Below are 21,597 nucleotides of genomic sequence, written 5' to 3'. Positions count from 1 at the left end.
GGGCCAGAGCAGTGATCATTTGTCAATCAGCTTCGCGGCGGAAGCGTTGCCTGAACCTTTTTGGTCAATGAGGCGCGGACAAGGTCGTATGAAGTGGCCAGCCGATGTTGCAACTCGCCCTTATCGCAATCGAAAGGAAGGCGTATCCAGCTCCGGTGGAAATAGGGTGCTTTCACACCTATGCCCGCATTAATCAGCATCTGGGCTGTTTCAATGTCAGGCGTTTTAACAGAAACGCCGTCATTTGCCGTTCCGATACAGGCAAACATTTTACCGCCGATTTTCCAGGCGTCATGACCGCCGCCCCATGGGTCCGACAGTTCCGCGCCGGGAAGGCTCCGGCAAATGGCATTCACTCTGTCACGGTTCATTCTGCAAAAAGTGCAGCGGAAGAAAGCGAAACTCAAGGCTTGGCGTCTGGTATTCCGCGTGCTAATGCAGATTTATGAACCCGATGATCTGCACCATTATCTGCTGCATTTCCTGCTGATTTATCAAGCGGGCCGGTTTCTTTCGTTTTCATCCCTGAGACAAGTTGCTAAGCCCGCGCCAACGCGAGACGCTACGCTGTCTTTAGGAGCCGACCGATGACGATCAAACTGCACAACACCCGGACTCGGACGAAGGAAGATTTCGTGCCGATCGATGCCGATAATGTGCGAATGTATGTCTGTGGTCCGACGGTTTATGACCGTGCTCATCTGGGGAACGCGCGGCCTGTCGTGGTGTTCGACGTCCTATACCGGTTACTGCGGCATACCTATGGCGCGGACCACGTAACTTACGTGCGCAACTTCACCGACGTTGATGACAAGATCAACGCAACGGCGCTGGCCCGTCAAAAGGCCGGGGCAGATGGAACGTTGGAGCGGTTGGTGCAGGAACGGTCGGACGAGACAATCGGCTGGTATCTTCACGACATGGGAGCGTTGGGTGCGTTGGAGCCCAACTACATGCCGCGCGCGACTGAATATATCGGTCAGATGATCGCGATGATTCAGGACCTGATAGACAAAGACCATGCCTATGTGGCTGAAGGGCATGTTCTTTTTGCTGTCGACAGCTGGAAAGCACACTATGGGTCACTGTCCGGCCGATCCGTTGATGACATGATTGCTGGGGCGCGGGTTGAAGTCGCGCCTTACAAAAAGAACCCGATGGATTTTGTTTTGTGGAAGCCATCCACCGACGAATTACCGGGCTGGGACAGCCCATGGGGACGTGGGCGCCCGGGATGGCACATAGAGTGCTCGGCCATGAGTTATGAGTTGTTGGGTGACAGTTTTGACATTCATGGGGGTGGCAATGATCTGATGTTCCCGCACCATGAAAATGAGATTGCGCAAAGCTGCTGCGCGCATCCCGAAGGTGAGTTTGCCCGGTACTGGCTGCACAATGAGATGTTGCAGGTGGAAGGCAAGAAGATGTCGAAATCACTGGGCAATTTTTTCACCGTGCATGATCTGCTGGAACAGGGTGTTCCGGGGGAAGTGATCCGCTTTGTTTTTCTTCAGACCCACTATCGTAAGCCGATGGACTGGACTGAGAAGAAAGCGCGTGAGGCTGAGGCCACCCTGCGCAAATGGCGGGCGCTGACTGCGGGCATCGAGCCCGCCGCCAGCGCGGCACCCGCGGTTATCGCTGCGTTGAGTGATGACCTGAATACAGCGGGTGCTTTGGCTGAACTCTACCGTCTGGCTGCAGATGGGGATGCAGCGGGCCTGTTGGCAAGTTCGCAGTTACTGGGGCTGTTGTTACCGGAAATGGGGGCGTGGGCGGACACAGCTTCGTTGGACCTGGCCGCCTATGAGGATCGGCTTGCGGATGCGCGGGCCGTTGCGATGCAAAGCAAGGATTTCTCGGAAGTAGATCGCCTGAAGGCTGCCTATCTGGCCGCCGGGCTGGAGGTCCGTATGAGCAAGGACGGGGTCGAATTGGTGCCGGGTGCCGGTTTCGACGCGGCCAAGCTGGAGGAGGTGTAATGTCTAAGGAACGTTTGTACCTCTACGATACAACTCTGCGGGACGGACAGCAGACCCAGGGGGTGCAATTTTCGACTGCTGAAAAAGTGCAGATCGCGCAGGCGCTTGATGCGCTGGGGCTTGATTATATCGAGGGCGGTTGGCCCGGCGCAAACCCAACGGACAGCGCGTTCTTCGAAACTGCTCCGAAGATATCGGCGCGGTTGACCGCCTTCGGGATGACCAAACGCGCGGGTCGGTCGGCAGAAAATGACGATGTGTTGGCCGCTGTGATGAACGCGGGCACGCAAGCGGTCTGCCTAGTGGGAAAATCGCATGATTACCACGTGACTCAAGCGTTGGGAATTTCACTGGAGGAGAATGTTGAAAACGTTCGGGCCTCGATCGCGCATGTCGTGGCGCAGGGGCGTGAGGCCCTGTTTGATGCCGAACACTTCTTTGACGGGTATAAGGACAATCCAACCTATGCTGTCGATGTGTGCCGGGCCGCTTTGGAAGCTGGTGCCCGTTGGGTCGTGCTGTGCGACACGAATGGCGGTGCGCTACCGGCCGAGGTCTCGCGCATCGTGTCCGAGGTGATCGCAGCTGGGTTGCCTGGAGATCGTCTGGGGATTCACACGCACAACGATACCGAGAACGCGGTGGCCTGCTCTCTGGCCGCTGTTGATGCCGGTGCGCGACAGATTCAAGGGACTTTGAACGGACTAGGCGAGCGTTGCGGGAATGCGAACCTCACTGCTCTGATTCCGACCTTGTTGCTGAAGGAGCCGTATGCATCAAACTTTGACATCGGCGTCAGCGCCGATGCTCTAGCCGGATTGACGCGTGTTAGTCGAATGCTTGACGACATCCTGAACCGGGTGCCCAGCAAGCAAGCGGCTTATGTAGGGGCGTCTGCATTTGCGCATAAGGCCGGGCTGCATGTCAGCGCGATTCTCAAGGACCCGTCGACCTATGAACATGTTGATCCCACCTCGGTTGGGAATGCGCGGATCATACCGATGTCGAACCAGGCGGGGCAGTCGAACCTGCGCAAACGGCTGACCGAGGCGGGGTTGTCCGTTGACAAAGATGATCCGGCCCTCGGCCGCATCCTTGATCGGATCAAACGCCGCGAGGCTGACGGCTATTCCTATGATACCGCTCAGGCCAGTTTTGAATTGCTGGCCCGGGAGGAGTTGGGGCAGCTGCCTGAGTTCTTCGAGGTTAAGCGTTACAAAGTCACGGTTGAGCGGCGAAAGAACAAGTACAACAAGATGGTCAGCCTGTCTGAGGCAGTGGTTGTTGTGAAGGTGGACGGGGAAAAGAAACTGTCGGTCAGCGAGTCTTTGGATGAGGACGGCAGCGACCGGGGGCCGGTTAACGCGTTGGCCAAGGCTTTGGCAAAGGATCTGGGGCAGTATTCTCAGGTTCTGGCAGATATGAGGCTGGTTGATTTCAAGGTGCGCATCACACAAGGCGGGACAGAGGCCGTGACCCGCGTGATCATTGACAGCGAAGACGGGCAGGGGCGGTGGTGGTCAACCGTGGGCGTCAGCGCGAATATCGTTGATGCCTCGTTCGAGGCATTGTTGGACGCAATCCAGTGGAAACTGGTGCGTGACGCGGGGCCGCAAGCGGTGGTAGCCGAGTGACCGTTGGATTTGATGATGACGTCAAGGCCTGCGCTGCGCTGGTGCATCGCGCCGACCCGGATCGCTTCATGGCGGTTATGGCGGCGCCTGTTGCTGTGCGACCAATGTTGTTCCCGCTTTATGCGCTGAACGTCGAGGTGGCGCGCGCACCGTGGGTCACGCAAGAAGCGATGATTGCCGAGATGCGCCTGCAATGGTGGCGCGATGCGCTGCAAGAGATCGCTGATGGCAAACCCGTGCGTCGGCATGAAGTCGTAACGCCTCTGTCTCAGGTTCTGTCGCCGGATATGGCGGCGATGCTTGATGAATACGTGGCCGTAAGACGTTGGGATATCTACCGGGACGCTTTTGAGGATGAGGCACATTTTGACGCTTACATCGACCACAGTTCCGGATCTTTGATGGTTGCAGCCGCGCATATTTTGGGTCCAGCGGATGAGACCGCATTGCGTGATATCGGCTATGGAGTTGGCGTGGCGAATTGGCTTCGTGCCATTCCTGATCTTGAGGCGCGTGGCCGGATTCCGTTGTTAGACGGCACGCCTGATGGCGTGAGCGCGCTTGCGCGAAGGGCGCTTACTCGGCTTCGCAAAGGTCGATTCAACGCTTCGCTCATTTCGGTACAGGCCCGACCCGCGCTTTATACCGGCTGGCAGGCTGAATGGGTGCTGCGGCGGGCTGCTACGCGGCCAGACCGCGTTGCGGCTGGTGATCTTGCACAGGGTGAGATCCGGCGCAGGCTGTCCCTGATGTGGACGGTTGCAAGCGGTCGCTTGTAACTGTCAGACCGTTTCCGGCTCGGACGGTTTCAGGACCAGCCACAACAACGCGCCACCGGCCAGTGTCAGCAGGGGGATCATGGCGAGGTTGACCGCCGTCCATCCTTCGACCGGAGAGCCACCCGAACAGTTCATCAGCCCGCCGGAGGCCAGCGACGCAACCGTTACACCGCCGAACACCAGCAGATCGTTAAGACCCTGCATCCGACCGCGCTCGCTCGGTTCATGTGAAGATGCCAGCATGGTTGTGGCGCCAATAAAGCCAAAGTTCCAACCGATCCCCAAAAGGATCAGGGCGACGAAGAAATTACCCAGCTCAACGCCTTGCAGGGCAACCACACCGGCCGCCCCCAAAATCGCAAGACCAAGTGCCACGATTCTCTCAACACCAAATCGCGCGATCAATTGGCCGGTGAAAAAGCTGGGTACATACATTGCAAGAACATGGCTTGTGACCACGTCCGCAGCATCATCGGAGCTGAACCCACACCCCACAACCGCCAGCGGTGTCGAGGTCATCACCAGGTTCATCAGCGCGTACGAAACCATGCCGCAGATGATTGCCACGGCGATTCTGGGGGTCTTCAACATCTCAAGCCGGGAACGACCTTTGGGCGCGTCTTCCTTGGGTTTCTCGGGCTTTGGAATGTCGAGGAAAAGGAACAGGGCCGAGCCTAGAACATTCACCGCAATAACGGCCAGATAGGTGCCGAGAAACGGAATGACATAGGCTTCCGCGGTCAGTTTTACGATTTGCGGCCCAATGATGGCGGCTGCCAGACCGCCCGCCATGACGTAGGAAATGGCTTTGGGTTGGTAGTCGTCCGAAGCTGTATCCGCAGCGGCGAAACGATAAAACCCGTGCGCGCTCATATAAATGCCGGTCAGCGCGCTGCCCAACAGAAAAATCGGAAAAGACCCGAGATAAAGACCATAAGCACCAACCACGCCACCGCAGGCTCCGGCCGTGGCACCCACGAGGAAACCAACGCGCCGCCCCCAACGCTGCATGATGGCTGAAACGGGGGTCGCCGCCAGCATTGAGCCGAGAACGATCAGCGAAATAGGCAGCGTGGCCAGACAAGGGTTGGACGCCAGCGACTGTCCCGCCAATCCACCAACGATAAAAATCATCGGCATCTGTGCACCAAGCACGGCTTGTGCCGCCACCAATACGGCGACATTGCGCTTGGCCTGGCTGTTGTCGGGGGTCGTGGTCGTCATTGTCATGAGCTCTTCCGTATCTTTCAAACGCCAGTCATACAAGCGGGTTGCATCTGCGACAAAGCAACCTAACGTGAGCGCACTGCAAACAGCCCGGAGCGCCAATGTCCGTAGGACGTATTATCGAGACACCTGAATGCGTTTCAGAGGGGGCTGCGTGGCTGGCAGATAGCTGTCCGCGCATGGCTTGGGCGATGGACCAGACCGGCCCACTGCCTTTGCGCCGACGCCCTGACGGGTTTGCGCAGCTTTTGAGCGCAATAGTGAGCCAACAGGTCAGCGTGGCGTCGGCCAACGCCATTTGGAAGCGTTTGAAAGACGCAAATCTTACGGGGCCACGCAAGATCATGTGGGCAACAGATGAAGATTTGCGGTCAGTCGGGCTAAGCCGTCAAAAGATTCGATATGCGCGTGCGCTGGCTGAGGCGCGCATTGATTACAAAGCGTTACGCACCTCTTCTAATGCAGATGTAATCGCCACGCTGACCGAAGTGCCCGGTATTGGCGTTTGGACGGCCGAGATTTACGCGATGTTTTCGCTGGGCCGTGCCGATGTCATTGCGCCGGGCGATCTGGCACTGCAAGAGGCGGCGCGAATTCTCTACGATTTGCCCACGCGTCCTACGGACAAAGAACTGCGCAAGATGGCCGAGGCCTGGTCGCCCTGGCGGTCGGTTGCGGCGCGTGTGTTGTGGGCCTATTACCGGGTGGCCAAAGAACGAGAAGGGATCAGATGACACGGGTTTTGAATGCGCTCCGAAAAGAGCCGGTTTCGGGCGACACACGCTCGGTCGTTGTGTTCGTACACGGGTATGGTGCCAATGGGGCCGACTTGCTGGGCCTGGCTGATCCGCTGGGTGAACATCTGCCCGACACGCTGTTCGTCGCCCCGGATGCGCCCGAGCAGATTCCCGGAATGCCTAACGGGTTTCAGTGGTTCCCGATTCCGTGGATCGACGGCTCGTCGGAAGAAGAAGCGCAGCGCGGCATGGAAATGGCGATTCAGGATTTTAACGCGTTCCTCGACGCATTGATGGTGGATGAAGACGTTTTGCCCGAGCAGGTCGTTCTGTTCGGTTTCTCGCAGGGCACGATGATGAGCCTGCATGTTGCCCCACGTCGCGAAGACCCGGTCGCGGGAATCGTTGCCTTTTCCGGTCGGTTGCTGGAACCCGACCTACTTGCTGACGAAGTTGTCAGTCGAATGCCCATCCTGTTGGTGCACGGTGACGCGGATGATCTGGTGCCGCCGCAATCATTGCCCGAAGCCGCCGAAGCGCTGCAGGCTGCAGGGTTTAAAGAGGTTTACGCCCACATCATGAAGGGAACCGGCCACGGAATTGCACCGGACGGCCTGAGTGTTGCGCTGGCCTTCATGCGCGACAAACTGAGCCTGTAGCGGTGATTACCGTTCGCCCGATGATGTCCGAGGACGTGAGCATCGCGTGCCAAATCCTCAACGAAATCATTAAGATCGGCGGATCAACCGCATTTGAAACCCCGTTTACGGAAGCTTTCTTCAGGCAATCCTTTTTGGATAATTCAGACAAGATTTGCTGTCACGTCGCGATTGAAGATCAAGGTCAGGTGGCCGGTTTTCAGTGGCTGGGCGAGTATGACGCCCTTCCGGCAGGCTGGGCCGACATCGCCACGTTCACGCGCCGTCAGCCTATCTTGAAAGGGGCTGGACGGGCTTTGTTTGGGGAAACTTCAAAATACGCCGCGTCAATTGGAATTGCTTCTATTAACGCAACAATAAGGGCTGATAACGGAATGGGGTTGAGGTATTATGAGAAGATGGGTTTTTCCGACTATTCAGTTGCTTGCGGCGTTCCGTTAACGGATGGGACGCCGGTTGATCGAATCTCAAAACGCTTCGACATCAGGAGGGAAACAGTTTCCTGAACGCACCGGGCTTAGGCCCACAGGTGCCGCTCGGCAAACTCTACGGAGTTTCCAGACGGATCACGCACGTAGAGCGAGCGCGCGCCGTTGGGCCAGTCGAATTCCGAGTCTATCGGAATATTCCAATCCAAAAGGTGCTTGCGCATAACGTCGATCTGTTCCCGTGTAAGGATCAAACATACATGGCCTGGTCCCCGCGCTCCGTGGGGCGGTACAGGGAACTGTGTGTTGCCAGACGACTTTTCAGTTTCATCTGCGTTGAACAGCAACAAAACAGAACTGCCGACACGAAAAAAAACGTGTCGCTCGGCATCATGCTGGATTTTCTCAAGTGAGAGGATCTCTCCATAAAAGCGTTCTGCGGCCGCGAGGTCGTCGACATACAGCGCGGCCTCAAGAATGCCTTCGGGTACAGGTGTCTCAGGTGTAACTTTCATGCTGTAACTCTATCACATGGCGCGTTTTTTGTCATCGGCGCGGGCGGCGGTCCCGTTTTCGTTGCTGCCCGACATTCAACTCGGGCGCAGGTAGACTATCCCACTGGCCGGGGTCTAAACCGTCCAACGTCCAACCGCCGATCCTTGCACGGATCAGGCGCAAGGTTGGGTGGCCAACGGCTGCGGTCATTCGCCGTGCCTGCCGATTGCGACCTTCGCGCAGGGTCAGTTCGATCCAGCAATCAGGCACCGTCTGTCGCACCCGGATCGGTGGATTTCGCGGCCAAAGCCCATTTGGTTCGTCAATTAACCGCACCTTGGCGGGGCGGGTTAGCCCGTCTTTCAACTCGATCCCATTTCGAAGGGCTGCCAGCGCGGCTGAATCGGGCAAACCCTCGACCTGCACCCAATATGTTTTGGCCATCTTGTGCCTGGGATCAGAAATCTGCGCCTGCAACCGGCCGTTGTCGGTCAGCAGCATAAGCCCCTCACTGTCACGATCCAGGCGCCCGGCCGGATAGACACCGGGCAGGTCGATAAAATCTGACAACGTGCTGCGTGGTGAATCCGAGTTTGCGCGGTCGGTGAACTGCGGCAAGACGTCATAGGGTTTGTTGAATCGAATGAACCAGCTCATGACCCACGCCATAGCTTGAAGGACACGGTTGGCGCAACCTGTGGATAACTGTCACGCAGATGTTACGGAGTCGCCTTAACCAATCCGCGAGATATTGTGGAAACTCAGGGCTTGTCAGAGTTTTACCACGATATATAGTTAAGTTGTGGACAGGGTGGGTGATGCCCGCTCTGACGTCAAAAACGGGCAGAGCAGAGCCAGGAGCGATTCTGATATGGATGGAGAATTCAGGACCGAATTTGTCAGGGAACCCGGTGCTCTAAAGCACCATCCGGCATTGGTTTTGAACGCCGATTATCGCCCGCTGTCTTATTACCCGTTGTCCCTATGGCCGTGGCAAGAGGCGATAAAAGCTGCCTGGTTGGACAGGGTGGATATTGTGGCCGAATACGACGAAGTCGTCCGAAGCCCTAGTACCGAGATTCGAATACCTTCGGTGGTTGTCCTTAAAGACTATGTAAAACCCAGAAAGCGCGTGGCCTTCACGCGCTTTAATTTATTTCTAAGGGATGAATTTCGCTGCCAGTACTGTGGTTGCCGCGATAATCTGACTTTTGATCATGTTGTCCCGCGCGCTTCGGGCGGTGTTACAAGCTGGCAAAACGTGGTGGCAGCCTGCAGCCCATGCAACCTGAAGAAAGGGTCCAAGTCGCTAAAACAGGCGCGAATGACTTTGCGCAAGCCGCCACGTCGACCAGATGCCGAAGCGCTCAGAAACATCGGTCGGAAGTTCCCACCAAACCACCTGCATGAAAGCTGGATTGACTTTCTCTATTGGGACGCGGAACTGGACGAGTTTTGACTGCCCGAGCGCCACGCAGCAATCCACAGCAGAGCCAGAATGCCCGAAAGAACGGCGTTCCATCCGGCCATTGACAGCCCGAACATCTGCCACGGTATCTCGTCGCAGCGCACCAGCGGTGCAGACATGATCTGGTCCATCAGTTCCTGCGCTGACAAGCCTCCGATATCGCCGGCGGAACAGCTAGAGGGTCCTTCCCACCATCGTTGCTCGACCCCGGCGTGAAACACGCCAATCCCCGCCGTTGTAAGCGCAGCCAATGCACCCAGCAGCGGCAAAAGATTGGCACGCGGCAGCGTCAGGGCCAACGCCCCGATCAAGATGGCCGCGCCATGCGGGTAGCGTTGCCAGATGCACATTTTACACGGTGCAAGCCCGCCCAGATACTGAAAGCCCCATGCGCCCAACAGTAACACCGCGGATCCACTCATTGCGATCAAAACCAGAGTATTTTTGCGGGTCATAGGAGTTTTACCACGTAGAATCCACCGATCAGAAGGGCGATGAACAGGATAAACATCAGTCCTAGGCGTCTTTCAATGAAGGTCCGGATTGGTTCTCCAAAACCCCACAGCAGCCCGGCCACTGCAAAGAATCGCAACGCACGGGCCAGAATCGACGTAGCAATGAACGTACCCAATGGCATTCCCGTCCATCCGGACATGATGGTGATGACCTTGTAGGGGAACGGCGTAACGCCAGCCGTCAGGACGGCCCAGAACCCAAAGTCGTTAAAGCGGGTATTGAACGCTTCCATGGCTTGAGCTTTGCCCATGGACTGCAAGACGGGTTGGCCGATGCTTTCGTAGAAAAACGCACCGATGGCATAGCCCAGCAACCCCCCCAGCACTGAGGCCACCAATGCCACCGTTGCGATCAGCCAAGCCCGTGATGGGCGGGCCAATATCATCGGAATCATCAGCACATCAGGTGGGATCGGGAAGACCGAACTTTCGATAAAGGCCACGAAAGCCAACGCCCACAAAGCATGCGGATGTTCGGCCAGACGAATGGTCCAGTCATAAAGCGATCGCAACATCTGGTGATAAAACCCTGCTAAAACGTTGATCAAGCCAAAACACGCGCCCGGTGGGTCGTCAACCGCTGTGATGAAAACAATCTGCAATTGGGTTGGTTTTTGCCTCTGGACCTTCCCGGCTGTGAAGGCTAATGCAGTGTTCGTGGCCCAAGTGGCGGAATGGTAGACGCAGGGGATTCAAAATCCCCCGGTAGCAATACCGTGAGAGTTCGAGTCTCTCCTTGGGCACCACTGATTTTTCTACCAAAATCCCAATAAAACATGGCGCTTAGGGCTTAACGCCCGGCGCGTCATGGGATTTACAACCCCCGACCAGTGACCCCCCACGACCCGTCGTGACCCCTGCAGTATCATGCCTCAACAGTGACTCATCAGTGACCCGCCCTTGTGGGGGCGGTGTGAATCACTATGTTTGGGGGGTGGCCCGGCGGCGTTGGAACCGCCAGCCGGGCGCGACATAACCGTCACTGCTTAAGGACAACGGCCATGCCACAACTTAAATCGGATACCCGCGCCCAAGTTGCAAGCCTCATCGAAAAGGCCATCGCACTGGGTCCGCGCAAGGAGCTGCGCACGACGCTGCTGCGCGCCCTTGAGATCGCCACCGGCGACGCACCCAAGGAACTGACGCAACTCCACTACGACCGCCTGGGGCGCGGCGCGCGGCTCACAGATCCGCAGCGCCCCGGCCTGATGATGAAGTCCAGCAAGACGGGCCTCAAGCGCTGGACGTACCGCGTACAGGCGGAAGGCAAGCAGCGCGAGATCACCCTCGGCCACTACCCCGAGATGTCGGTCGCCGAGGCGCGTGAGAAATGGGCCGACATGCGCGCCCAGCGCAGTGGCGGCGAAACGTTGGACAACATGACGGACACCACCGTCGAACAACTGGTCGATCACTACACCACGTGGGCCAGCGAGAACCTGCGTTCATGGCAGGCCAACGACCGCCTGTTGCGGCAACACCTGCTGCCGGGCCGTGAGGCCATCACACTGGCCGAACTGGACATCGACCATCTGAGCGCCCCGATCACAGCTATTCAGGCCAAGACACCCCAGCAGGCGCGCAAGTTGCGTTCAGCCATCTCAGGCGTCCTCACACAGGCGCGCAAGGCCGGCCTGCTGCCCAAGGGCTTCGGCATTACCCCCACCATGCTGCCCGAGGTGGACAGCGCCAAGGCGCGCACGTGGCACCCCGGCACCAAGGACCTGCGCGCCTTCCTCGCCGCAACCGCCGATATGGGCGACATCGGGCAGGCCCTGCGCCTCATTGCCCTGACGGGTACACGCCTGCGGGAGGCGGTCGAGATGCGCTGGGACGAGGTCGAGGGCAACCGCTGGACCATACCGGCGGAGCGCATGAAGGCGAACAGGCCCCACGTGGTCATACTGTCTGACGCGGCGATGGCTGTTCTGGACGCCCGGCGCGGCACCGACAGCCCGTTCGTGTTCCCCGCCGTCAACGACCCCCAGCGCACCCGCAGCGCGGACAATGTGAGCCACGCATGGGCGGATAAACGCGGCGAGGCGGGCCTGCCCAGCGCGTTCACGATCCACACCCTGCGCAAGGCTCTGGCGACGTGGGTGGCCGAGAGTGGTGGTACACGTGACATCCGCGACCGCCTGACGGCCCACACGCTCGCGACGGGCGTGGACGCCCACTACAACCAAGCGGAACTGACAGCGCCCGCCGCGGAGTGGTGGCAGCGCTGGGCGGATCACCTCGCCGCGATCGAAGGTCAGAACGTGTGCTGATCGGGGAGGGCCGGGCATGAGTGAGAAAAAGTCCCTCATTTATTCGGAAATGGAACTGGACCCTCAACATGAGTATTTTGTCCACTTGAATGAGGTGCCATTGGACGATGAGGAGGCGCTGCGCGAAGCCGTTGAGGCGATGCAGTTGAACCTCTACGAGATGACAGAAAAGGCTGTACAGCCGCAGCGCGCGTCGGCTCAGGCAGCGCGACGCAAGGCGGAGAATTTTGCCGCGCTCTGCGCAGTTGTCGACGCCCCGGAAAGGGCTGGTTGGCTGGAGAAAGACTTGCTGGACGCCGCCGCTGAGCAGGCCGTTTTATCAGTGCGGATGCAGGAGCGCCTGACCCGATACATACGGGCGCGGCGGCGGGGTGCGGCTCCCAAAACAGCGGTCTGGGTCAGTGAGAAGGGAAACTGGCGCAAGTTCATGGCAGTCCTGAAACACTTACCCAAATAAAAAACGGCGCTTCCGCGGAAGCGCCGTTTTATATTGTTGCTGGGCGCGATTTCGTGCGTAGCCTTCGGTGTCATCACTCGAACCGAGAAGTGACACATGAAAAAGAAAACAGGCCGACGCGGTGTTCCTGATCGCGAAGCCGCATACCCACTCCACCCAATGCCGGATTGTACGGTCCTCGAAGCGGCGGCGCTGATGCGTTGCTCGCCCAGCACAGTGTATCGCCTGATCAATGCCGGGGAGATCGACGCATATAAGCGCGGCGATCGGACGCTGATCGACGGCGAGAGTATTTTGGCCCTCAAAGAACGCAACCGCATCAAGCCGGGCGAATTCCCGGAGGCGGTGGCCTGATGACCGGTCGCCGCAAGACACCACCCCGACCGACAGAGAGAGACATCCTCGCCCGCATTGAATGCGCCCAGCGCCTGGGCTGCGCCGTGGCTGTCCACTCGGTGCAGGAAGAAAACGGACTCCGCAAGGTCGCGACAAAGCACGACCTCCCGATCCCGGCGTTCAAGCATCGAATTTTGGAGAAAACGCAAAGAACGCCGCCCCAGCGGGACGGCGCTCACACTAAAAAAAAAAAATCAAATGGTCTGCCAGCGACCATTCGGATCCCACCGAATATTTAGCACGGGCAGACCCTCCGACCAAGAGGGCTGTAATGCAGTTCCACCGATCATGAATGACCATCGCTACAAACGCGCCCTGCGCGATCTGGCCGAACGGTTCGGCTGCGATCTCATGGCCAGCACACGGGGCTATCGCTTCGAGAGGGGTCTGCGCACCGTGGCTGCGTCGCGGAAACCCCGAAAGCGTCGGCAGCACCTCGAGACGCTGGAGCAGGTGCCACGGCTGGGCGAGACCCGAGAACTGGCCCGCGCTGTTGACGAGGCGCTGGGCGAGTTGAGCGCCGAGATAAATGCGGTTCTGAGGGGCGAGAAGTAACCCGATCAGTAACCGGTGGGCTTCAAGCCGCACAAAAACACACAGAAGCGGAGGATCTGAGATCCCCCGTCCATAACTAGGAGACGGAAATGGCCCCTAAAGACATCGAGACGACAACCGACGCGCACGAGAGCCTGCGTGGCCGCTGTGAGGGCGATCAGAATGGTCCCGATGCGCTCGTCGTAATGCGCTGCACAGGGGGCAAAGCCGCGAACAAAGTCTTTGACGTCGTGGACGGTAAGGTCATCAAGCAGGCCGCAGCGAACGCGCCTCACTACAGGGGCCTGCAAATTCCGGTGCCGGATCAGGCGGCGATGGTGGAGGTGCTGGAGATAGTTGGGCGCGACCCGCAGGCCTGCCTCTGTGTGGGCCGATTTGTGGATGCGCCAGTGGGTCCATTTGACATCCTGAGTGCCAAGGCCATCGAGAAAGCAGGCGGCACGGGAGCGGGTTGGCATCAGCTTTATGATGGCCTGGCAATTAGCCGCGCGAAGGCCAACATGCGGCCCTCGTCGTGGCTGTTGTTCGATCGAGACTTTACCGATGATCAGCCCGAAGAGCTGACCTTTCACGACACCGAGGAATGGTGGAGGGCAATGTGTCGGATCGCACCGGGTTTGGAGGGCGTTGGACGTATTGACTTGCCCTCCTCATCGTCGCGCCTGATTGATGACGAAACGGGCGAGGCAGTGTTCACGTCGCCATCCAGCCACCATTACGTGCAGATGAAGGATCCCGACGACCTGCCGCGCTTTGGCGCTGCACTCCTCGCTCAGGCCATGCTGAGGGGCGTCGGCTTCAGGCGGCGGTGGGGCGATCATGCGCGGAGTTGGTCGATTTATGACCCAACCACGCTTTCGTGGGAGAGGGTCAGCTTCGATGGCGCGCCAGTGTCGAATGTGGAAGGCACGCACATAGGGCCGCCTTGCGTCGTGATCGGTGCCAAGGGTGGGCGCTTTGACAGCAGGACGGTTGAAACGCCAGAGGGCGAGGAGCGCACGACCTTGGCGCGAGACCACAGCCTGACGATTACCACCCGCGAAAACAAAGCCGGGCTGCGGGTTAGCGTCTTGGAAGATAACGACGCCCTCGCGCTGTCATCCAGCGTGACAGTCCAACTGCAAGGCAGGGAGGTGACGCACACACTGACGGATTTGTGGCTGAAATTAGCGGGCATGGATCCAGACACCAAGTTGCGGGCGCAATCACCCTTCAGGCCATCCGACAGTTGGGCGGCGCTGCTGCGCCTCGACAAAAGCGGGTCGCCGTTCGTGTATGACGTCGGGCCTCATGTGTTGTTTCGCCTGCGCAACGGCGATCGGGCTGGCCTCCCCGTGGCTGTGTTTCTTGCCGAAGCCCAGCGCCTGAAGGATGCGATCCGCGACGACGGCACTGGGCGAGAAAAAGCCTTTCGCTTCATCCAAGCCACTGCCTACGCCCTGGGCAGGCATGAAATGGAAGAGACCGACGAAGAGTGGACGCAACTCCTCAACCTGGCTGCTGGCGTCTTGAGCGGCGGCAAGCGAGATCACCGCGCCAAGATCAAGAAGTGGGTAAAGCGAGCCTCTGCCCAGGTGCGTGGGCGGGAGGCGGTCCAGAGCGACGGCTTGCCCATGCTGCATGACGCGCTGCATGACATGAACCAACGGCATGGCGTGGCAATGTTTGGCGGCAAGACGGCTATCGTCACTGAACGTCAGGATGAATTGGGAAACTGGCAGATGTCGCTCATCTCACCCAGTGACCTGAGAACGTACATGGCCAACCAGTATGCCATCGAGTTGACGCAAGATGGCCCACGGCGGGTGGAGATCCTGCCCAGATGGATGAGTTGGCCTCAGCGCAATACGTTTGATGCGGTCCAGTTCAAGCCAAGGGCTTCAGTACGCGAACATGGGCGGACCATCCAGCAGGGCGGAATTTACAACATGTGGCAAGGCTACTTGGCTGAGCCATTCGACCCTGAAGGGGATCAGGAGGTGGGTGATGCGTTGGAAACGATCCTCGACCACTTCTTTCAGGTTTGGGCCGATGACGATTTGGAGAAGTACAAGTACCAGTTGGATTGGATAGCCACGGCCATTCAGTTTCCCGAACGGACCAACCTGCCAGTGTTGGTGCTGAAGTCCATTGAAGGAACCGGCAAGGGCATGGTCGTTGACGGCCTGCTCATGCCGATCTTTGGTGTCCACGGAATGGTCGTCAGCAGGACGGAAGATCTGACGGGACGCTTCACCGGCCACCTGGGCCTGAACGTGCTTTTGAGCATGAATGAGGCGCTGTGGGGCGGTCAGAAGAAGGAGACGGGCGCGTACAAGGCCGTCATCACCGATGAAATGCGCGGGATGGAATTGAAGTACAAGGATCGGATCCAAGTCCCGAACTACACCAAGGTCATAATGTCATCGAACGAGGTTTGGTTTGCGCCCCTTGGCCTGCAAGACCGGCGGCATGTCGTGTTTGAATGCTCCGCTAAGTTTGTGGGTGACGTGGAGTATTTCAAACGGCTGAGGCGGGCGATCGAAAAAGCCCGCGGTGCCTTCCTGCACATGATGCTGAACCGGGAGGTCGACGCGGATGAAATTCGCAAGCCGCCAAAGTGGAAATCCGAGGCGGCCGTGACGGCCACGTTCAAGTCATCCGACAACGTGGCAGCCTGGCTGTACTCATTCCTGAGCAGCGGTCAGACGTTCACGGATGTCCACAGCAGCAGCGGATACTACGAAGTGGACGCGGCCACGGGTGGCCTGCGGACGGATGCCAACTTGAACCGGGTTTACGTGGAACTATCACCCAATGAGCCTGTGCGCCTGCCTGTGGCCGTCATCCACGCGGCGTATTCGAAGTGGGTGCATGACCATCGCGTTCACGAGAAACCCTCAAGCAATGAAGCATTCTGGGCCAGCGTGGATGCCCTGCTCGGCGACGCAGTGTCGAAGCCAAAGACGATGCGCCTAGGCGGAGCTTCAAATCCAACGCGCGGCAGGAACTTCGAGTCACTGCCGAAGCTAAGGGCCGCGTTCCAGGAAAGTGTCGCTCAACCCCTCATCTGGGAGGAAACTGACGATGACGCCTAAATGCCGCGCACTCACGCGGCCCTGTGATGCGGTGTGCCGGCTTGGCCCGGCAACCCGTCACCGATTTTTCTCTTACTTTCTATACTCTTATTCTATTTGTAACGACTGCAACGAGGTAACGGGTAGTAATATAGAAATAAAAGAGGATGTGTTTTTTGGATTTATAGGGAGTAAAAAAGAAAGTGTTTCCTGTGAAAGTTTTTTGTCGTTTTTGGGCGTTACGGCGTTACACTCGTCTAAGTTGTTGTTTAAAAAAGATTACTACCCATTGCACGCCCGATACACCCCGCTACAGGCGATACACACCCAGAAACGGGTGCGCGCATGAACCGGCACGAGCGCAGAAAGGCCGCATCCAAGGCCCGCAGGAAAGGCGTCACGACGGTCGAGATCACGCCGCTCCTCGGCGAGGTTCTCAGCCTCAACCCGCACGGTCTGGAGGTCCTCGTCCAGACCCTCGGGTCCATTGAGACGGGCGAGCGCGACTGCATGACCTGCGGCGCGCCGTGGACAAAGGATCGGTTGCCCGTCCTGATGGCCCGCGTCCTGCCGGGCCGGAAACCCAAAAACGTCATCGTCGGCGCCGCCTGCCAGTACTGCAGCGACCGCCTCGGCATTGAGGGGGTGGGCCGGGCAGCGGCGGACTACCTCGGCCTTGGTGTCGACTTCGTCACCCACTACGACCACGGAGGATCAGTCCAATGAACCGGCCCATTCTCACTCTGAGCATCCCCAAGCGCGACCTGCGACCCAAGGCCGTCCATGAAGCGTGAGAAATTAACCTAAGCACTCGTCGTCGCGGATCGTTTGGCTACTGCGCTGGGCGACCGGTAGTGGGTTGACTATTGCGGCGCCTATATGGGCTCTCCGGGGGACAAAGGTAGGTCTCTGGGCTGGGTTTTGTCAGACTAGAGAAATTTCCGAAAATGCCCCCCCCCACCTGAAAAGATCGCCGGGGCCAGTGGAGCTAGGCCTCCCCACACCACGTCGCCCCTTCCAAAAATTTTTCGATTTGTACGTATTGCGTTCTGCCCGATTTTTTTTTTCGATTTTGTCCTGAACACAAAACCGCAGATAGCGGCAAGCTAATCGCCGATCCGTGTCCGTTTTGAGCCAGATGCAGATGTTCGCTGAAAAGTCATGAACGACCACTATGCGGACGTAGCCGACAATCGTCTGAACAGTCTAGCTATTACAAACTGTCAATGCTGATAATTATCGCTCCAAATGGCGCTGACATCTAGCTTCCCGCAAACGGCCAGTCGTGCGGGGCGCGCTACTTGATTTGTAGTAACCTCCGCGTTGCAAACAAAACCGTATCTGGCCTCTATTCGAGATATGATGACAATCGGACAAAACAGAATTTGCGATCCGTCAGAACTCTTTTGTTTATCCTGCCTGCTCAGATCAAAAGCGAACAAGTAGCTCGTTTGATCCATTCGATTCAATGGTTAACGATTGCTTTAGTACAAGTGAAAGTAGTAGATCAGACAAGGGTACTTGCGGGACTATTCGATGGATGAACTTGAAAAAACACTGAGCAGCATCGGGTTTTCTCAATACCTCGATGCTTTTGTTCAAAACGACATTGATATGTCACTTATTGGCGATCTGACCCTCGATGAATTGAAGGAAATCGGCATCGCCTCTCTGGGGCACCGGAAGAAAATCCTGGCGGGCCTGAAAGAGGCCGCGGAAACATACGACCCAACTGTCACTGCACACACATCGACAAACCTTGAAAGCTCCTCTGACGCTGAACGGCGAGACGTCACTACCATTTTTGCCGACCTCAGCAGCTATACTCAGTTATCGCGCGAACTGGATAAGGAAGATCTGCACGATGTGCTGTCTTGCTTGTTTGATCGCTTCAATGAAATTGTGATCCGCATGGGTGGCACGGTCGAGCGTCATATCGGCGATTGTGTGATGGCGGTTTTCGGCGCGCCGGTCTCATTTGGCAACGATAGTGAACGGGCGTTGCGGACATCCGTCGAGATGCACCGCGCCATGGAAGATATATCTCGAAGATTTGGTCGTGAACTAACTGTCCATATTGGTGCTGCAGCAGGCAACGTTCTCTTCTCCAAGCGCGGTTACGGACAACGAAAAGACCAAGACTTTACTCTGACTGGCGATACTGTGAACCTAGCGTCCCGCCTCGCTGATCAGGCTGGACCAAAAGAAACACTGATTGACGACAAGATATTTCTGTCTCTCAGTCAAAGCATTCACTGCGACGCTCCAGTCTCTTTACAGGTTAAAGGGTACGAAAGCCCCGTGCTGGCGCATCGGTTTGTCGGCTTCGGTAAGGCGGTCGCACAAAACAAAATTGTCGGACGTGATCGAGAAGTCGAGCTACTGGGTAGAGCACTTGACGGAACTATCTCGCGGCGTACCGGTGAAACGTTATACCTGCGCGGAGATGCGGGTATCGGCAAGACGAGGCTGGTTCAGGAAACTCTTTTAAAGGCAAAAGCGAAAGGTTTCGACAGGCATTCCGCACTGTTTCTTGACTTTGGTCTTGGAGATGCAGAGTCGCCCGTGAACAAAATCATAAGCAGTATGTGTGGTCTGGGAGAGCATGCTCGAGAATCGGCGGTCATGTCCGTGATCAAGCGATTGACCGAGGCAGACGTCTTGAATGAGATTTCCACACTTTTCATGGTTCAGATTCTGGGCGTGAAACCTGATCATGAGATGTCGGTGATGCTTGGTGCGATGAGTGACACCGCTCGGGTGGAAGGGTTGCATGAAACCATCAGACGCGTCGTGCGTCATTTCTCAGCGCAAACACCGCAACTGATTGTTTTGGAGGATGTCCACTGGGCAGATCCCAAAATGCTGCCCATGATAAATATTCTGGTCGATGAAAGTCAGGCCAATCCGGTCTTTCTTTTGCTTACATCCCGTATGGAAGGATACGTGATGGACATGGATATTGCCCCAATCGAAAGTTCAGCGCGTGTGAGACGAATGACCCTGGGCGCTCTGAAATCGGCTGATGCGATGGAACTTGCACAGATGACCATTCGCGTCACGAACCAAATGGTCGATGAGTGTATCGAGAAGGCGCAGGGCAACCCGCTTTTTCTGGTTCAGATGTTGGCCCACGCAAACGATGTAGATGGGCTGGTTCCCAGTTCGATCCAAAGCTTGATTCAGGCCCGCTTTGACCGACTTGCGCCGCAAGACAAGAAAATACTGCATGCGGCAGCCGTGTTGGGGCAGCGTTTTACGATGAGCGCGGTGACGCAAATTGCAGAGGTGAGCGTTTACGACGAGCGCCCATTGCTGGACGCAGCCCTGATAAAACCCGTCGATGACGGATATCTTTTTGCCCATGCTCTGATACGGGATGCCATTCTCAGTACTATTCTGCGGAAAGACTTGCGCGCATTGCATTTGGCAGCTGCAAATTGGTTTGCGAAGCGCGATGTCGTACTTTATGCGCAACATCTTTCGTTCGCCGAAGACCCACGCGCCGCTGACGCGTTTCTCTCGGCGGCGCGTGACGCAAGAGATGCCTTCCAATCAGATGATGCTCTGGATTTTGCACAAAAGGGGTTGAACTGCGATCCCGATCCAAACACGCGTGGTGCACTTTTGCGGGTCAAAGGCGATGTTCTGCGGGAGTCGGGTGACAGTGAGAAATCCATCACATGCTTCCGCGAGGCGCAGGATTGCGCAGCGCATGCGTTGGACAAATGCCGTTCGTTGATCGGCATAGCTGCCGCCATGCGTATCCTAGACCGGATCGATGAAGCATACGCGGTTCTCGACGAAGCCCAGACTATCGCCGAAGGCGGCACGCTTTTGTCTGAGTTGAGCAATGTACACTATCTGCGTGGGAGCCTGCATTTCCCACGTGGTGATCTAGACGGTTGCCAGGAAGAACATTCCAAATCGCTTGAATATGCGCAGAGAGCCGATTTGCCGGAAAGGCAAGCCCTGGCGCTCAGCGGGTTGGGCGACGCCGCTTATGCGCGTGGCAGGATGTTTACCGCTCATGAGGTCATAGAAAACTGCCTGCAACTTTGCGAACAACATGGTTTGGGTGCAGTAAAGAGTGCTAATCTGTTCATGTTGGCCACAACAAAAATTTACATGAACCAGACCGAGCAGGCGCTGGCCTGCGCCTTGCAGTCAGCCGAATTGGCGCAAAAACTCGGAACACATCGTCCGGAAATCGTGTCTCGACTGACAGCGGGCTGGATCCTCACTTCGATGGCGCGGTATGCCGAAGCACGCTCGGAGATCGACAGGGGCAACAAACTGGCCGAACGCATCGCCGCGAAACGCTTCCTTCCCTTTTTGGAAGAGACACTTGCACGCATAGAGTTCGAACAGGGTAACGACATTGAAGCAGAGAGGCTTGCCGAGGCCGCGCTGACGAAAGTGCGCGAAATGGCGCTCGATACTTTTATAGGCCCTTGGGTGATGTCCACGGTTGCCCTAACGACATCAAATGCCGCACGACGCGTTGAAATTCTACGGGAAGGAGAAGCATTGCTTGCAAAGGGTTGTGTTGGTCACAACTACTTTCGGTTTTACCGCAATGCCATGCAAGCTTGCCTGAACGCAGAGGCCTTCGAGGACGCAGAGCGTTTGGCGGCTGCCCTCGAAGACTATACCGCGGACGAACCGACACCATGGTCGCAATATCATATTCAACGGACCAGAGCGCTGACAAACAAAGCGCGCGGGATGCCAGATAACGACGCATTGACATCACTTCGAACGACGGCAGAGGCGGCGAGCCTGTTCAACGCAATGCCCGTAATACGCAAAAAACCTTATCAGACGGCGGCTTCCTAACACCGAACGCACCTGCAGGAAAGGATACAACCCATGACCGAGACACAATCCTTGGGGACCGAAACAACGCAGGTTGTAAGCGACGATCAATGGGCTATCG

General features: G+C 57.3%; 21 protein-coding genes and 1 tRNA gene. 16 read left to right on the top strand and 6 right to left on the bottom strand.

Annotated elements, in window-relative coordinates:
- Positions 1–26 precede the first annotated feature (26 nt).
- Positions 27–371 (bottom strand): MmcQ/YjbR family DNA-binding protein, encoded by a 345-nt coding sequence (locus tag LCM21_RS01740; protein WP_224889049.1) that lies wholly within the window; start codon positions 369–371, stop codon positions 27–29.
- Between the two features lie 216 nt (positions 372–587).
- Between LCM21_RS01740 and cysS the strand changes: the two genes are divergently transcribed.
- The 3 genes from cysS to LCM21_RS01725 are packed head-to-tail and all read left to right on the top strand — an operon-like array spanning position 588 to position 4,395.
- Positions 588–1,982: a cysteine--tRNA ligase gene (gene cysS, locus LCM21_RS01735; RefSeq protein WP_224889048.1), complete on the top strand. Its 1,395-nt coding sequence runs from the start codon at positions 588–590 to the stop codon at positions 1,980–1,982.
- Positions 1,982–3,616: a citramalate synthase gene (gene cimA / locus LCM21_RS01730; RefSeq protein ID WP_224889047.1), complete on the top strand. Its 1,635-nt coding sequence runs from the start codon at positions 1,982–1,984 to the stop codon at positions 3,614–3,616. The genes cysS and cimA overlap by 1 nt, the downstream gene beginning before the upstream one ends.
- Complete coding sequence (locus LCM21_RS01725; RefSeq protein ID WP_224889046.1) at positions 3,613–4,395, top strand: squalene/phytoene synthase family protein; 783 nt, start codon at positions 3,613–3,615, stop codon at positions 4,393–4,395. Before cimA ends, LCM21_RS01725 begins: the two co-directional genes overlap by 4 nt.
- A 3-nt stretch (positions 4,396–4,398) precedes the next feature.
- Here the strand turns inward: LCM21_RS01725 and LCM21_RS01720 are convergent, their stop codons facing one another.
- Positions 4,399–5,625, bottom strand: coding sequence for an MFS transporter (locus tag LCM21_RS01720; protein ID WP_224889045.1), 1,227 nt, complete (start codon positions 5,623–5,625; stop codon positions 4,399–4,401).
- Between the two features lie 98 nt (positions 5,626–5,723).
- Here LCM21_RS01720 and LCM21_RS01715 point away from each other — a divergent pair, with 98 nt between their 5' ends.
- The 3 genes from LCM21_RS01715 to LCM21_RS01705 are packed head-to-tail and all read left to right on the top strand — an operon-like array spanning position 5,724 to position 7,524.
- Entirely contained in the window at positions 5,724–6,356 is a 633-nt protein-coding gene (locus LCM21_RS01715; protein ID WP_224889044.1) for a DNA-3-methyladenine glycosylase family protein, read from the top strand.
- Entirely contained in the window at positions 6,353–7,018 is a 666-nt protein-coding gene (locus LCM21_RS01710) for an alpha/beta hydrolase (protein ID WP_068331400.1), read from the top strand. Before LCM21_RS01715 ends, LCM21_RS01710 begins: the two co-directional genes overlap by 4 nt.
- 2 nt (positions 7,019–7,020) lie before the next feature.
- Positions 7,021–7,524: a GNAT family N-acetyltransferase gene (locus tag LCM21_RS01705; RefSeq protein WP_224889043.1), complete on the top strand. Its 504-nt coding sequence runs from the start codon at positions 7,021–7,023 to the stop codon at positions 7,522–7,524.
- A gap of 11 nt (positions 7,525–7,535) precedes the next feature.
- On the opposite strand, the gene LCM21_RS01700 is transcribed toward LCM21_RS01705, so the two are convergent.
- Positions 7,536–7,961, bottom strand: coding sequence for a VOC family protein (locus LCM21_RS01700; protein ID WP_224889042.1), 426 nt, complete (start codon positions 7,959–7,961; stop codon positions 7,536–7,538).
- Positions 7,962–7,992: 31 nt separating this feature from the next.
- Positions 7,993–8,598, bottom strand: a complete 606-nt coding sequence (locus LCM21_RS01695) for an rRNA large subunit pseudouridine synthase E (RefSeq protein WP_224889041.1) — start codon at positions 8,596–8,598, stop codon at positions 7,993–7,995.
- Positions 8,599–8,812: 214 nt separating this feature from the next.
- On the opposite strand from LCM21_RS01695, the gene LCM21_RS01690 reads away from it, so the two are divergent.
- The gene (locus LCM21_RS01690; RefSeq protein WP_068331393.1) at positions 8,813–9,400 is read left to right on the top strand and encodes an HNH endonuclease; all 588 of its coding nucleotides are present in this window, start codon (positions 8,813–8,815) and stop codon (positions 9,398–9,400) included.
- On the opposite strand, the gene LCM21_RS01685 is transcribed toward LCM21_RS01690, so the two are convergent.
- Both LCM21_RS01685 and LCM21_RS01680 read right to left on the bottom strand, forming a co-directional pair.
- On the bottom strand, positions 9,370–9,864 hold the full coding sequence (locus tag LCM21_RS01685) for a disulfide bond formation protein B (protein WP_224889040.1): 495 nt from the start codon (positions 9,862–9,864) through the stop codon (positions 9,370–9,372). The two genes, LCM21_RS01690 and LCM21_RS01685, sit on opposite strands and share 31 nt — an antisense overlap.
- Positions 9,861–10,439 (bottom strand): YqaA family protein, encoded by a 579-nt coding sequence (locus LCM21_RS01680; RefSeq protein ID WP_224889039.1) that lies wholly within the window; start codon positions 10,437–10,439, stop codon positions 9,861–9,863. Before LCM21_RS01680 ends, LCM21_RS01685 begins: the two co-directional genes overlap by 4 nt.
- A 145-nt stretch (positions 10,440–10,584) precedes the next feature.
- Between LCM21_RS01680 and LCM21_RS01675 the strand changes: the two genes are divergently transcribed.
- From LCM21_RS01675 to LCM21_RS01635, 9 genes are all read left to right on the top strand, one after another.
- Positions 10,585–10,670, top strand: a tRNA-Leu gene (locus LCM21_RS01675).
- A gap of 255 nt (positions 10,671–10,925) precedes the next feature.
- The gene (locus tag LCM21_RS01670; protein ID WP_224889038.1) at positions 10,926–12,194 is read left to right on the top strand and encodes a tyrosine-type recombinase/integrase; all 1,269 of its coding nucleotides are present in this window, start codon (positions 10,926–10,928) and stop codon (positions 12,192–12,194) included.
- Positions 12,195–12,210: 16 nt separating this feature from the next.
- Positions 12,211–12,651 (top strand): hypothetical protein, encoded by a 441-nt coding sequence (locus LCM21_RS01665; RefSeq protein WP_224889037.1) that lies wholly within the window; start codon positions 12,211–12,213, stop codon positions 12,649–12,651.
- 96 nt (positions 12,652–12,747) lie between these two features.
- The gene (locus LCM21_RS01660; protein WP_170477546.1) at positions 12,748–13,005 is read left to right on the top strand and encodes a helix-turn-helix domain-containing protein; all 258 of its coding nucleotides are present in this window, start codon (positions 12,748–12,750) and stop codon (positions 13,003–13,005) included.
- Positions 13,005–13,286, top strand: a complete 282-nt coding sequence (locus LCM21_RS01655) for a hypothetical protein (RefSeq protein ID WP_224889036.1) — start codon at positions 13,005–13,007, stop codon at positions 13,284–13,286. Before LCM21_RS01660 ends, LCM21_RS01655 begins: the two co-directional genes overlap by 1 nt.
- A gap of 49 nt (positions 13,287–13,335) precedes the next feature.
- Positions 13,336–13,602, top strand: coding sequence for a hypothetical protein (locus tag LCM21_RS01650; RefSeq protein ID WP_224889035.1), 267 nt, complete (start codon positions 13,336–13,338; stop codon positions 13,600–13,602).
- An 89-nt stretch (positions 13,603–13,691) separates the two neighbouring features.
- Positions 13,692–16,679: a DUF5906 domain-containing protein gene (locus tag LCM21_RS01645; protein ID WP_224889034.1), complete on the top strand. Its 2,988-nt coding sequence runs from the start codon at positions 13,692–13,694 to the stop codon at positions 16,677–16,679.
- A gap of 324 nt (positions 16,680–17,003) precedes the next feature.
- Positions 17,004–17,384, top strand: a complete 381-nt coding sequence (locus LCM21_RS01640) for a hypothetical protein (RefSeq protein WP_224889033.1) — start codon at positions 17,004–17,006, stop codon at positions 17,382–17,384.
- 810 nt (positions 17,385–18,194) lie between these two features.
- Complete coding sequence (locus LCM21_RS01635; protein WP_224889032.1) at positions 18,195–21,497, top strand: adenylate/guanylate cyclase domain-containing protein; 3,303 nt, start codon at positions 18,195–18,197, stop codon at positions 21,495–21,497.
- Positions 21,498–21,597 lie beyond the last annotated feature (100 nt).

The sequence above is a fragment of the Ruegeria profundi genome, assembly GCF_020171505.1.
Classification (GTDB): Bacteria; Pseudomonadota; Alphaproteobacteria; order Rhodobacterales; family Rhodobacteraceae; genus Ruegeria; species Ruegeria profundi.
The sequence above is the reverse complement of the archived record's forward strand: the minus strand, read 5'-3'. Positions and strand labels throughout refer to the sequence as shown.